This window comes from Streptomyces sp. NPDC001502, assembly GCF_042894785.1.
In the GTDB taxonomy this organism is placed as follows: domain Bacteria; phylum Actinomycetota; class Actinomycetes; order Streptomycetales; family Streptomycetaceae; genus Streptomyces; species Streptomyces kutzneri.
Genome location: NZ_JBIAVW010000019.1, coordinates 94,590 through 107,361, shown reverse-complemented (window position 1 = coordinate 107,361; position 12,772 = coordinate 94,590). Strand labels below are relative to the sequence as shown.

Below are 12,772 nucleotides of genomic sequence, written 5' to 3'. Positions count from 1 at the left end.
CCCCGACGGGGCCCCTAACCGGGAGTTCCTGATGTCCAAAGCAATAGCCTTCTCCGAGTACGGCACGCCCGAGGTGCTGCGGCTGTCGGAGGTCACCGCGCCGGAGCCCGGCCCCGGCCAGGTCCGGATCCGGGTGCGGGCCGCCTCCGTGAACCCACTCGACATGAAGATCCGCTCCGGCCTGATGGCCGGGGCCATCCCGGCGCGCTTCCCCGTGGTCCCCGGACTGGACGCGGCCGGTGTCGTCGACGCGGTCGGCGAGGGAGCCGGCGCGGCCGTGGGCGACGAGGTCCTCGGCGCCACCGCGGGCGGCAGCTACAGCGAGTACGCGCTGCTGGAGCGGCCGGTCGCCAAGCCCGCAGCGCTGTCCTGGGAGGTCGCCGCATCGCTGGTGACCGTAGGCCGGACCGCGTTCCGTGTCCTCGCCCAGCTGGGCGTGCGCAAGGGGCAGACCCTGCTCGTCCACGGTGCCGGCGGCAGCGTGGGCGTCATCGCGGCGCAGCTGGCCGTCGCCCGCGGCATCACCGTCATCACAACGGTCGGCGAGCACGACATCGAGCGGGTCACCGCGCTCGGAGCCACCGCCGTCCGCTACGGCGACGGCTGGGTGCGGCGGGTGAGGACCGCGGCGCCCCAGGGGGTCGACTTCGTCCTCGACGCCTCCGGCGCGGGTGTCCTCGCCGACTCCGTCGCCCTGACCGGCGACAGCGCACACGTCATCACCATCGCCGACATGTCCGCCGCGCAGCACGGCGTGCGCTTCAGCGCCGGCAGCACCGACCAGGCCGAGGAAGGTCTTCCGCAGCTGGTCGAACTGGCTGCCGACGGCATGCTCACCCTGCCCATCTGGCGTACCTATCCGCTTGAGGAAGCCGCCACCGCGCACACCGACCTGGAAGCCCGCCGCAACCGGGGCAAGGCCGTCCTGCTGCCCTGACCTCCCATGCCGCTGCCTCGTGCTGCTTGCGCGGGCGAGGCGGCCCCGGGGCCGCGGTCGGTCATCGCCGGGCTTCGCCTCGCCGAATGACGCACTGCCGCAGGCCGCATCAGCATCACTCCGCACGCCGACCGCGACCGGCAGCGCAGACCGCCCGATGCCGGACCTGACCCACGACCAGCTCCCGCCCGGACCCGCCACCCACACGCTCAACCCCGACGGCCGGGCCCTGCCCCTGACACCGGAGACGATCCGCCGGCGGCCCGAGCACCGAACGACCTGGTCCCCACACCCGCAGATTGGAATACCCATGTCCGCACGCACCCTGCCCGAGGCCACCTTCGCCCGCACCGTTCTCGGCTCCGGCTCCGGCTCCGGCTCCGGCCCCGGTCTCGCGCTCGCCCACGGCGCCGGCAGCAGCGTGGCCGGCACCTACGGACCGATCCTGGAGGGCCTGGCCGCCCACCACACCGTCGTCGGCGTCGACTACCCCGGCAGCGGGGACACCCCCCGCTCCACCACTCCGCTGCTGCTGGACGACCTGGCAGACCAGCTCGTCGCCGCAGCCGTCACCGAAGGCCTGGACACCTTCGCACTGTCCGGCTACTCCCTCGGCGGCCCCGTCGCCATCCGCGCGGCAGCCCGCCACCCCGAGCGCGTCACCGCCCTCGTGCTGACCGCGACCTTCCCCTACCGGGACAACCACCTCGCTCTCGCCCTGCCGATCTGGCGCAAGCTGGCCGAGTCGGGCGACCGCGAAGTGCTGGCCGAGTACCTGACGATGATGGCCCTGGGCGCCGACGCGCTGGAGGCAATGCCGGCCGAGCAGCTCCGGCAGGCGATCGGGTTCACCGCCGCCAGCGTCGCAGACGGCACCCCCGAGCACGCCGAGCTGGCCCCCCGGGCCGACGTCCGCGACGACCTGCCGCACATCAAGGCACCCACCCTGGTCATCTCCACCACCCAGGACCGGTTCACCTCCACCCGCCTGCACCACCAACTCGCCGACACCATCCCCGGCGCCCGGCTCGTGGAGATCCACACCGGCCACCTGCCCATGGTGGAACGCCCCGAGGAATGGCAGAAGCTCATCACCACCTTCCTCGCCCGGCACAGCGCCTGAGCAGGCTTCGATGCCGACGTCTGACCTGGCTCTTTGAGGATCAGAAGCAGGTACTGCCCCGTGGTGATCAGTCGCCGGGGGCGGGCACGTCGTCCTGGCCGTGGGCGGGGATCGGCAGCAGTGCCTCGGCCGCGTCGCACACGGTGCACGCCGTCGTGACGGGGCGCGCGAGTGCGTCGAGTACCTGCATGGTGCCCAGCGGCTGCGCGCGGTGCCGCTCCGGGGGCGCTGGGGCACGGCGTCCAGGTTCACGCCGGGGATCGGGCGCAGCCGGGCGGCGGTGACCCACGTGCTGTACTCGGCCGGCCCGGCGCCGCCTCCAACCGCCGTCCGCCAAGGGGGGAACGCCTATGCGATACATCCACAGGCCGATGTCGAGCTGCCGGCGCTCGTAGAGCCGTACGCGCCCGATCTCCTGCCCATCGGGCAGGAGCAGAGTGATCGGTGCAGGTGGTGGCGGGGGTTCGGCCACGGTCAGGGGCGGGTGAACTGCTCCTGCCGGGCCTGCGGGCACGGCGTGCAGAGCGGGTTCTCTGGGGCTGAATGTGTGGCGCTGGCACCATGAAGCGAGTTTGCGCAGCTCAGCGCAGGTGCGGATCACGGTACCGGGTGCAACAGGTGTGGGCCATCGCTGGATCGGGCGACAGCAGCGCATGTGGGATTACGGGCGGGTTGACAGCGGGTCCCTGTCGGCGAGCGTCCGACCCTAGCGCTGTGCCCGGGGCTGACCTGGGACGTACTGGACGCGACCGACAGCCGGCCCTAGGGCCTGTATCGAAAGTGGATCTTTCTCCATGAATGATCTCCGTTCATGGAGCGGGGTGATCTCACTGATGAACAGTGGGCAGTGTTGGAGCCGTTGTTGCCGAAGGGGACGAAGGCGAGGCGGCCGCCTGTCTGGTCCCGGCGGCAGTTGATCGACGGCATGCGGTTCCGGGTCCGAACGGGCGTTCCGTGGCGGGACGTGCCCGTCGAGTACGGGCCGTGGGGCCGGATCTACGACTTGTTCCGCCGATGGCAGCGAAACGGCACCTGGCACCGGATCTTCAGCCGGCTCCAGTCCCTGGCCGATGCGAAGGGTGCGATCGCGTGGGATCTGAGCGTCGATTCCACGGTGTGCCGCGCCCATCAGCACGCGGCTGGAGCCCGGAAGCAGGGTGACCTTCAGAGGGAACCGCCGGGTGGTGTCTTCACCGAGCCCCGAGATCATGGACTGGGACGCTCGCGCGGCGGGTTCACCACCAAGGTGCACCTGGCCGTCGAGCAGGGCCAGAAGCCCATGTCGATCGTGGTAACAGCCGGGCAGCGCGGCGACTCGCCGCAGTTCGAACCCGTGCTGAGGAAGGTCCGCGTGCCCCGCATCGGGCCGGGCCGGCCGCGCGTCCGTCCCGATCGGGTGCGTGCTGATAAGGCGTACGCCTCCCGCAAGAACCGCGCTTACCTGCGTCGCCGGGGGGATCCGCTGCACCATCCCGGACAAGGTCGACCAGGCGCGCCACCGCAAGCAGCGCGGCTCTCGCGGCGGCCGGCCGCCGAAGTTCGACCCAGTCGACTACCGTGAGCGCCACGCGGTCGAGTGTGGGATCAACCGCCTCAAGAGGTACCGCGCCGTCGCCACGCGATACGACAAGCTAGCGGTCCGCTATGAGGCGACCGTCCTCATAGCGGCCATCGGCGAATGGCTGTGACCAGCACACATCAAGCGCGTTCAAAACGAGCCCGCAGGCGTGGAGGTGCTCTCACTCCACGGCAGCATTGAGGAGAATCTGCGCCAGCTCGCGCGGCTGGGAGAACATCGGCCAATGACCGGTGTCCATCTTGGCCAGCCGCCAGCGCTTGCTGTTCAGCAGCTCGGCCACATCATCGTCGGGCTCGGCGTCATCGGGCTCGGCCCCCGGCATCACGCACAGGATGTATGTCGCCGGAAGTTCACCGAGCGGCCCCGCCAGCACAGCGGGCTCGGTCAGCGTGGCACCTGGGTGAGGCGTCGAGCCACGCACGAGGCGTGCGATCTGCTCATCGGTGAGACCTTCGCCATCGTAGTGAGCAGCTGGCGCGAGCGGCCAAAACCCTCCGTTCTCGGCGATCGATGACTCCACTGCCGCCCCGCCGTCCGGCCAGGCAGCGACAAACGACTCGCCGTCAGTTGGAACACTTGAGTCGACGAATACCACGCGGGCCAGTCGGTCACCGATCCGCTCCGCAGCCTGACCGACCGGGATGCCCGAGTAGCTGTGACCCACCAGGACTATGTCACGCAGACCCTGGCGTTCTACCTCGGCAACGATGTCCTGGACGTGAGTCGCTTGCCCCGCCGGTACACCCCGCTTGTCAGCAAGACCGGACAGCGTCAACGGATAGACGCCGTGGCCAGCCGCACGCAGATACGGCACCACTTCGCCCCACGCCCACGCCCCGAGCCGTGCACCTGCAACCAGCACGAAATTCACCATGCCCGCACCGTAGCCGGGCAGCCTGACGATCTCCTAGAAAACATTTTCGATACAGGCCCTAGCTCTAGTCGGGTGTGGCAGGTCGGAAACCTCGCAATCCGGCTACCGTGGGTATGTGAGGTCGTGAACAACGGCCAGAGGGCTCATTCAGCATCTGCGATTCATTCGCCACGGATGATGCGGCCGATGCCTCGTGAGTGTGGGGGAGCACGGTCCGATGCCGGCGGTGGTATCGGACGATGGCCGCCCCACGCCGTCGCCGCCAGCGGGCCGGATTTTCCGGCCGGACCTCCCTGCGGAGGGAAACGCCATGAACGCTGCGGGCTATTCGAGCTCATCGGTAACGGCCCAGTCGTGGGAACCCTACTTCGAGGACGGCCGGGAGACGGGGGAGATTCATTGGCTCGTCCAGGCGGAGGAGGGCCAGGTCTCAGGGCTGTGGAGGATCGGCCCCGTGGAGGGTGCGGAGTTCCCCTACAAGCCCGCGGCCACCGACACGTTCCATGTGATCGAGGGTGAGGCCGAGCTGGAGACCCCTGACGGTAAGAAGATCGAGATCGTTGCCGGGGGTATCTACTCCTTCCCGGCCGGATTCACGGCCACCTGGAGAACCCGGTCGCCGTTCATGAAGTTCTTCGTCGTGGCCTGAGAACCGGCACTTTACGCAGCGTGACACAGGTGTCGGCGTACCCACAGGAGATCAATCGAGAAGACACGAATTCCAGGCAGAGCGTGGCGCGCGATCGGCTGCCGCCCGTTCCCGGACCGTGGCTCGCGAGCCAGGCCGGTCGACCGCAAGGGAGCAGATCGTGGCGACGTCAGATTCTCAAGTGGATGCGGTGATCGTCGGTGGCGGTTTCGCCGGGGTGACGGCCGCGCGTGAGCTGTCGATGCGCGGACGCCGTGCCGTGTTGCTGGAGGCCCGGGACCGGCTGGGCGGGCGGACCTACACCAAGGAGCACGACGGGCATCCGATGGAGTTCGGCGGGACCTGGGTCCACCCGTTGCAGCCGAACGTCTGGGCCGAGATCAACCGCTACGGCATCGAGACCGAGACGTTCCCGGTGGTGGAGGGGCTGCGGCAGGCGATCGTGTCGAGCGGCCACCTCGTGGACCTGTCCGACGACGACGTCGCCCGGGCGGTGGAGACGCTGGACGAGTTCTGCACGCCGTCCATGGCCCTGTTCCCCGAGCCGTACGCACCCACGTGGGGCCCGGACCCCGAAGGCCTCGGTGACCGGTCGCTGCGCCAACACCTCGAAACCCTGCACGTCAAGCCAGAGCAGCGGGACTGGGTGGAGGCCATGTGCTGCCTGCTCGCCTTCGGCCCGCTCGATCAGGCCGCCGCGACCGAGTTCTTCCGGACCCACGCCCTGTCGGGCTGGAACGCGGGCCAGGCCATGGCCGCGTTGTCGGCGACGAAGCTCGTGAGGGGCACCCGCGCGCTGATCGAGGCCATCGCGGGGCAGGCGGGGCTCGCCGAGATCCGCCTCGGTGCGACCGTGCGGCGGGTCTCGCAGACCGGCGACGGGGTGCGCGTCGAGGTCGAAGGCGGCGAGAGCGTCGACGCTTCGACCGCCTTGATCGCTCTGCCCATGAACGTGCTGAACAGCTTGGAGTTCGAGCCGCCCCTGTCCCAGGTCAAGCGGACCGCCTCGCAGGAACGGCACGCGGGCGCCGGCAGGAAGACGTTCGTGAAGGTGAAGGGCGACATCGGCAACGTCAGCGTGCTGGCCCCCGAGGAGCAGGCGGTCAACTGGGCGGTGACCTACGCCCGCAGCCCGCAAGGCTCCTGGCTGATCGTGTTCTCCGCCAACCCGAGCCGCCTTCCCATGACCGCCTTCGACGACACCGCCGGCATGCAGGAGGCGCTGCAGCCGCTGCTGCCGGGCGCCGAGGTCGAATCCATCGTCGGATGGGACTGGGCCAACGACCCACTGGCGCTGGGCACCTGGTGCATCTACCGCCCCGGACAGCTGGCACGCGTCCTCCCGGACCTGCGCACGACCGAGGGGCGGCTGTTCTTCGCGGGCGCCGACTCGGCGGCCGCCTGGCGGTCCTTCATCGACGGGGCCATCGAGAGCGGATACCGCGCGGCCCGCGACATCGACGACTCCCTGACCGGCTGATCACCGGCTACGCGTCCTTGGCGACGGTCAGGGCGGAGGGAGCGAGCACCCACAGCAGGGCCCGGCCGGTGAGCGGCGTGGTGGCGATGAGGGAGAGGTAAACCTCGGCCACTGATCCGTCGCCCCGAAGGACGTCGAGGTCGCCGGAGAGCCGCGACAAAAGGAGCAGGGCGACGTCGACGATGAGCCATGAGGCCAGGTTGGCGCCGATCCACCACCTCCAGCGTCTGGTGACCCTGCGCAGTACCAGCGACTGCGACAGGCCGAGCAGGGGACCCAGCGCCAGGCTCTGGCTGGCCGCCAGGAGATAGGCCATCGACACGTCCTGGTCCGAGTTCTGGGCGCCGATGACTGCCGGCATGATCACCAGCAGCCAGGCCAGCAACGCCGGGCCGATGTTGGCGGTCACCCACGCCTTGCGGGGAATGGCCACCCGCTCCCGCACGACCAGCCACTGCAGCGTGCCGAGGACACCCCCGAACAGCACGGCTCCCAGAGTCGCGATCACCAGAGCCACCAGCACGTGGCGGCTGGCAAGTCTCAGGTGCAGCACGTCACTGCCCAGCAGTGCCAGCGCGACACCCACACTCAGGACGATGACGAACGCGATCGAGTTGTACGCGATCCAGCGCCAGTACAGGCGGGGCTCCCACCCAGTCGACGACGGCACCTCACGAGCTGAACCCGAAGCGGTCATCACCCACTCCTACCGTGCCAAGCCCCGCCCGCAGGGCAGACCCACTGGTAAGCCCCGCCAACCGTCAGCCTCGTTGGTTGAGAGCGCGGGTCAGCTCGACGTTTCGTTGCTCGATCTGGGTGAGGCGGCTGTTCAGCTCGGCAACGTCAGCGGGTGCACCGAGGCCGGAGGTCCTCCAGACTTCTTCGCCGAGTGCTCTCGATAGGCGTTCTTCGAGTTGCTGGACGCGAGTGGCCAGGCGTGCACTACGTGCCGCAGCGGTGGCCAGGTCGGTCTGCAGCGATGCCCGGGTGACCACCGGCCCGCCCGCGGTCGGTTTGGCCGGTTCGTGGGCAGCGGTGTGGAGTACGTCGAGTACGCGGACCGGACCGCGCACCTGTCCGCCGTCCGGGATGCGGCCGTGCCGCTTCCCGAACGGCTGGCCGCGCTCCTGGCCGGGACGGCCGAGCAGCTGACCACCACAACCGGCGACGAGACCACGGCCGTCGCGGCACAGGGCGCAGCGGCAGCGGAGCTCCCCGCGACCCTGCCCGGTTCGCGACCCACCGGGAGATGCACCGAGGGCTGATGCTGGCCCGCACCCGCGACACCGCTGCCGGCACCGCCGCCCACGCCCGCGCCGCGCTGGACGTACTCCCGCCGGAGAAGCACTCCCTGACCCTCCGCCTCCTCATGACGGAAGTCGAACAGTCCTGGCTTCCTCGGCGGCCAGTGAGAGCGCGGAGCATGGTGACGGGGTAGGGCCGGTGTTGGAGTGGCATCCCGGCGGCGGGATCCGCTGTACCGACTTGTCCCATCGCGCGGCCGCACGGCTCTCCGTGGTCGGGCGGACTGCCAGCACGACGGACGACGGGAAGGCCGTCCTGCACACGGCGGCGGCCAGCCCAGCGGCCGGGTCCCAGACCGGGCCAGGGCAACCCCGTCCCGGTGCTGCGCCCGGGACGCGGGGCTCAGAGGGAGGAACGCAGCTGGTGGGGGACATCGATGACGCCCTGGACTCTCATCGCTCACACGGCGGGGGTTTGGCGGTAGCGGATGTCGGGGCCGGGGCGGTAGCGGCTCAGAAAGGCGCGACGGTGGGGTCCTTCGGCGAGGCCGAGCAGGAACTCGGTGACGGGGCCGGGAGCCTCGTGCCAGTCGCCGTCTTCCGTCTCGATCACTACACGCCAGTCGGCCGGGTCGGGTTCCTCGGGCAGGAAGTAGTAGACGGTGCCATCTTCTTGTCCGCCCCACTCGATCAGGCCGCCCGGTTGAGGGTGGAAGGGGAACGGGTAGCGGCGGGGATCGGCCAGGTGCAGGTCGCACTTGCTCCCTGAACGGGGCCACAGCCGTTCCAGCTCGTCCGCCGCGCCGTCCACGGGGCGGTCCATCCAGAGGAATCCGTCGAAGGCGCCAGGACCGTACAGGTCGAGGAACGCCTTGTAGTCGACAGGCAGGCGCACACCAAGATGCTCCTCAGCGGCCTCCCACAGGCGCGGCCGCGCCCAGCCCCAGCAGGTCGGCTCGCCGAGCAGTTCCTTCAGCCTCTCCAAGGCGGCTTCCACCTGTTCTCCCGAGTGACTACATGGGCATGGGGCATGGGCGTGAGCAACCCTCGCATGCGAGTACGACAACACGAGCAGGGCAGGGCGTTCAGCACGTGCTGTGCTTCCTCGGCCACCTCGGCCACCTCGGTCGACTCCGCGTCCAGTTCGCCACCCTGCGGGCGATCTCGTCCTCCAGGCGCGCCAGTCCGACCCGCGCGGGCATACCCGCCGCCGCCCGATTTCCGCCTGGCACGCGGAGACGGGAGAATCGGCCGAGCACATGGCGCACGCTGGAAGGACGTCAATTGACATCGGACATAAGCACGTTTGCCACCCCTTCCGTCGAGCGCTCGCTCTCCCCTGTACCCATCGACTGGGCGGCCGTCGAGGGCTGGCTCGGACTGCGGCTGCCGGCTGACTACAAGCGGCTCGCCGACCGGTACGGGCCGCTGGACTTCGGTGCGTACGTGTGGATCCACGTGCCGTGCGTCCAGCGGGACCGCTTCGACTACGGCGAGTGGCTGCGTGCGACGCACCGGCAGGCGCGGATCGAGGCGCGGGAGCTGCCCGAGGCCGAGCGGCCCGTGTTCCACCCCGAGCCCGGCGGCCTGTTGGCCTGGGGCTGCACGCGGGGCAGCGACGTACTGTTCTGGGACACCTCGGCCTCCGTCGATCCCGACAAGTGGACCGTGGTGGTACGGCACTCGGGGGCGGTGCCGGGCAGTGGCCTGCTCCGGTGGCACCGGTACGACCTGACGCTCACCGACTATCTGCGGCACACCGTCCGCGACACCTGGGAGCTCCCTTCTCCTCCCGGCCCGCTGCTGGGCCCGCTGCCGGGTACCGTCGCGCGGACCGCCTTCCTTCCCGACGCCGAGGCGTGGACCCCGCCCGCGCCGGTCCCGCCTCGGCTCAACGAGGCCGAGTGCCGAATCGCGCTGGAGACCGGCACCGGGCTGGACGCACTGCGGCTGCTGTCGCCGCCACCCGAGCGGCCGTACCTCGGCAACGGCTCCTGGGAGGGGCTGTTCGCCGAGCTGGGCACACGGCTGCCCGGGGAGTACGTGCGGCTGATGGACGGGTACGGCGCCGGCATCTGGAGCGGGTGGCTGCGTTTCCACACCCCGCTCCGGACCGGCGAGCGGCGTTTCCTCACGCACGTCGAGGACACAGCGGACGCCTACCGTCAGCTCAAGGAGGGCGACGACACCTGGTACCCGCTGGCCATCTGGCCCGATCCCGGCGGCTTCCTCCCCTTCGCCAACTCCATCGACGGCGACTACCTCGGCTGGCTCACCGAGGGCGGGGATCCCGACACCTGGCCGCTGATCGTCTGGCCCCGCCACGCGCACCAGGGACCGCCACTCGGAGGCGGCCTGACCGACACTCTCCTCGCCTGGCAACGCGGCACGCTGGTGACGCATGGGTTCGCCGCCCTGGACGAGGACGACGACCCTGTCGAGTTCGCGGACTTCCGGCCCTGGGACCACCGCGCCTACTGGTGAGCCCTCGGCCGGCGATCGCCCGCTTGCCCGTCCGGCCGGCGCGCCGGGTGTCCGCCGTTTCCCCAGTTCACCGGAGGTGCGAGAGGCCGGGCCTCGATCCTGCGCTCAGGTGATCAGCACGGAGGCCGGGATCGTGGGACTGGTCGAGCACAGCGTCCAACGAGACGCGTTGACGAAGTTGTCGGAGTTCCGGTCTGGGCTGTACGCGTGCCTGACGTCGCGGGCGGATGCACTGTTCGACTTGTGTGACGCGCTGCTGTGCACCGACGGACCGGTCCGCACGCTCGTGGAGCTGACGCTCGCGCCGGAACACCGACGTGGGCACGGCGCCTTGTACGCCGGGATCGACCAGGGCCGGATCGACGCCGCCCGCCTCCGTCGCGCTCTGGCGGGCATGCCGCTACCCCGGGCGAGCGACGGTCGCCTGGTGTTGGCCGTGGACGTCTCCCCGTGGCTTCGGCCGGACGCAGACACCAGCTCAGACCGGCCCTTCTGCCGCACCTTCGGCCGCGGCCTGGGCAAGCAACCAGATGGTCCCCGGCTGGCCCTACTCAATCGTCGCCGCTCTGGAGACGGGCCGGACCTCATGGACGGCCCTGCTGGATGCGATCCGGCTGGAGCCCGGCGCTGACGTGGCCGCAGTCACCGCCGATCAGGTCCGCGACGCCGTCGAACGCCTCATGCCAGCCGGCCAGTGGCGCGAGCGTGACCAGGATGTCCGGGTCGTGCTCGACGCAGGTTACGACGCACCCCGCATTGCCCACCTCCTCGCCGACCTGCCTGTCGAGGTGCTGGGTCGCCTCCGTTCGGACCGGGTCATACGCAAGCCCGTTCCGGCGCCGTGGATCTGCCCGACTCAGGGCGGGCGCCCGCCCGAGCACGGCGGCGAGTTCGTCTTCGGCCGGCCTGATACCTGGGGCGAGGTCACCGCGGTGACCGTCACCAACACCGACCGGTACGGGACGGCGACCGCGCAGTCCTGGGACCGGCGAGGCGACCACCCTTCCCGCCCCCACGACTTGACCGCTCGCCCGGCACCCCCCCGTCGGTCGGGGCGCGGCCCCGACCAGGCCCACCCCCCCGGGCCGGTCGGGGCCCTTTCCGCTCCTTGGGCAGTGGCCGTCCCCCGGCGCCGAACGGTGCCGGACGGGCCGTTGGCCCACATGTCCCGTCCTCCGGGCCGCCACCGTTTCCGTGCCGCGTCGGCGAGCTCGCGGGCCGGCGTCTCAGTTCACGACGAGGCGGGAGCCGAGGAGATCGGCGATGAGCGCGACAGTCGGCAGCGCTCCCGCCCTGGGCCGTGCGGAAGCCGTGCGATGCGACCGGGCGGCCGGGCGAGCTGCGGTGTCCTCGTACTCCTGGTGAGCGGGAGGTGCGGGCGGGGCGGCAGTCCACTCCTTGTCTGGCGCCGTCGCGTACCAGCCCAACTGCACCGGTTGTTGGAGTCGTGGGGGTGTGGGCGGGTTCGTGGGCGGGGCAGAGTCGGTGGCGTGATCCGGCTGGTCTGTCGGCGGGGATGTGGGAGAGGGCGGTGTGGCTGGTGGAGTGGGACTGGTGGACGGTGGATTTCGGGGACGCGCACGCGGGTGCGGTCGGTGTGCTGGTCGGTGGTGTTGAGCCGGGTCCGGTGTATTTCGATGTGGGGAGTGGTCCGGAGGTGCCGTCGACCAGGCACTGGTCGGCGTACGACGGCCGGTACCGCCGCCCGCGTGCGGAGGTCTTGCGGGCGGTGTGCGCGTGCGGATGGCGCGGCGCCGCCGAGTACCCCCTGGACTGGGCGACGGTCGGCGACCGGCCCCTGTACGAAGCGGACATCGACCTTTCGGCACCGCTCGCCGACTGGACGGCGCACCTGTCCGTGGTCCGGGAGGCGGCCGTGCCGCTGCCCGAGCCCTTGGCCGCGCTCCTGGTGGAGATGGCCGAGCAGCTGAACGCCGCAGCCGCGGGCGCGCCGTTGGCCGCGCTGCGCGCCGCGGGTGTGCTGGAGCGGGTAGCGGCCCGGGTCGGGCGGGAGGCCGCCGGAGTGCTGTGTGACGACGGCTTGTCTGCCGAAGCGGTGGCCACCGGGCTCGGGACGACCTACTCCAAGGCCCTGTTCATGCTCCTGGCCGCGCAGGACAGGTGACACCGCGCGTCACGACATCGGCCCTGTCGGCTTTCGGTTTCGCCGGAGCGGATTCCGGTCCGCGGGCACGGCGGGTCCTTGCTGCGGGGCCTGTGTACTGGGGGGCCGGCCGGCCTGGGGTCATGCCGAGTATGCGGGGCCGGTGTCGGGCTGGTGAGCGTGGTGCGGGAATCGGATGCTGGGGTCGAGAGCGAACCTGAGGGACAGTGCCATGGCAGTCGAGCGGTTTCTGATGGCCGCAGTGGCCTGGTTGAGTCGCCGCCGTTCGGTGGCGGGC

Annotated in this window: 12 protein-coding genes and 1 pseudogene; 9 read left to right on the top strand and 4 right to left on the bottom strand. The window is 70.6% G+C overall.

Annotated features, from left to right (window positions below):
* Positions 1 to 31: 31 nt before the first annotated feature.
* On the top strand, positions 32 to 937 hold the full coding sequence (locus ACFY0D_RS29030) for an NADP-dependent oxidoreductase (RefSeq protein ID WP_390800973.1): 906 nt from the start codon (positions 32 to 34) through the stop codon (positions 935 to 937).
* A 310-nt stretch (positions 938 to 1,247) separates the two neighbouring features.
* Complete coding sequence (locus tag ACFY0D_RS29025; RefSeq protein WP_390800972.1) at positions 1,248 to 2,060, top strand: alpha/beta fold hydrolase; 813 nt, start codon at positions 1,248 to 1,250, stop codon at positions 2,058 to 2,060.
* Between the two features lie 67 nt (positions 2,061 to 2,127).
* Here the strand turns inward: ACFY0D_RS29025 and ACFY0D_RS29020 are convergent, their stop codons facing one another.
* The gene (locus tag ACFY0D_RS29020; RefSeq protein ID WP_390800971.1) at positions 2,128 to 2,250 is read right to left on the bottom strand and encodes a hypothetical protein; all 123 of its coding nucleotides are present in this window, start codon (positions 2,248 to 2,250) and stop codon (positions 2,128 to 2,130) included.
* Between the two features lie 621 nt (positions 2,251 to 2,871).
* On the opposite strand from ACFY0D_RS29020, the gene ACFY0D_RS29015 reads away from it, so the two are divergent.
* Positions 2,872 to 3,748 (top strand): IS5 family transposase gene (locus tag ACFY0D_RS29015; RefSeq protein ID WP_390800970.1). Its coding sequence is split into 2 segments (ribosomal slippage): positions 2,872 to 3,513 and positions 3,515 to 3,748, totalling 876 coding nucleotides; the frame shifts between segments, so codons are not numbered across the junction.
* 51 nt (positions 3,749 to 3,799) lie between these two features.
* Here the strand turns inward: ACFY0D_RS29015 and ACFY0D_RS29010 are convergent.
* On the bottom strand, positions 3,800 to 4,513 hold the full coding sequence (locus tag ACFY0D_RS29010; protein WP_390800969.1) for an alpha/beta fold hydrolase: 714 nt from the start codon (positions 4,511 to 4,513) through the stop codon (positions 3,800 to 3,802).
* Positions 4,514 to 4,823: 310 nt separating this feature from the next.
* On the opposite strand from ACFY0D_RS29010, the gene ACFY0D_RS29005 reads away from it, so the two are divergent.
* Together ACFY0D_RS29005 and ACFY0D_RS29000 are read left to right on the top strand one after the other, a co-directional pair.
* Positions 4,824 to 5,162, top strand: coding sequence for a cupin domain-containing protein (locus ACFY0D_RS29005; RefSeq protein WP_390800968.1), 339 nt, complete (start codon positions 4,824 to 4,826; stop codon positions 5,160 to 5,162).
* 160 nt (positions 5,163 to 5,322) lie between these two features.
* Positions 5,323 to 6,642: a flavin monoamine oxidase family protein gene (locus ACFY0D_RS29000; RefSeq protein WP_390800967.1), complete on the top strand. Its 1,320-nt coding sequence runs from the start codon at positions 5,323 to 5,325 to the stop codon at positions 6,640 to 6,642.
* A 7-nt stretch (positions 6,643 to 6,649) separates the two neighbouring features.
* Here ACFY0D_RS29000 and ACFY0D_RS28995 read toward each other — a convergent pair whose 3' ends face one another.
* Complete coding sequence (locus tag ACFY0D_RS28995) at positions 6,650 to 7,339, bottom strand: hypothetical protein (RefSeq protein WP_390800966.1); 690 nt, start codon at positions 7,337 to 7,339, stop codon at positions 6,650 to 6,652.
* 328 nt (positions 7,340 to 7,667) lie between these two features.
* Between ACFY0D_RS28995 and ACFY0D_RS28990 the strand changes: the two genes are divergently transcribed.
* Positions 7,668 to 7,907 carry a hypothetical protein gene (locus tag ACFY0D_RS28990; protein WP_390800965.1) on the top strand — a complete coding sequence of 80 codons (240 nt, stop codon included), beginning with the start codon at positions 7,668 to 7,670 and terminating at the stop codon, positions 7,905 to 7,907.
* Between the two features lie 439 nt (positions 7,908 to 8,346).
* Here ACFY0D_RS28990 and ACFY0D_RS28985 read toward each other — a convergent pair whose 3' ends face one another.
* Entirely contained in the window at positions 8,347 to 8,871 is a 525-nt protein-coding gene (locus ACFY0D_RS28985) for a hypothetical protein (RefSeq protein ID WP_390800964.1), read from the bottom strand.
* 299 nt (positions 8,872 to 9,170) lie between these two features.
* On the opposite strand from ACFY0D_RS28985, the gene ACFY0D_RS28980 reads away from it, so the two are divergent.
* The 3 genes and pseudogenes from ACFY0D_RS28980 to ACFY0D_RS28970 all read left to right on the top strand — a co-directional run bounded on the left by ACFY0D_RS28980 (position 9,171) and on the right by ACFY0D_RS28970 (position 12,495).
* On the top strand, positions 9,171 to 10,370 hold the full coding sequence (locus tag ACFY0D_RS28980) for a hypothetical protein (RefSeq protein WP_390800963.1): 1,200 nt from the start codon (positions 9,171 to 9,173) through the stop codon (positions 10,368 to 10,370).
* 133 nt (positions 10,371 to 10,503) lie between these two features.
* A pseudogene (locus ACFY0D_RS28975) lies at positions 10,504 to 11,386 on the top strand (transposase); the annotation flags it as partial.
* A 641-nt stretch (positions 11,387 to 12,027) separates the two neighbouring features.
* On the top strand, positions 12,028 to 12,495 hold the full coding sequence (locus ACFY0D_RS28970) for a hypothetical protein (RefSeq protein WP_390801034.1): 468 nt from the start codon (positions 12,028 to 12,030) through the stop codon (positions 12,493 to 12,495).
* Positions 12,496 to 12,772: the final 277 nt, after the last annotated feature.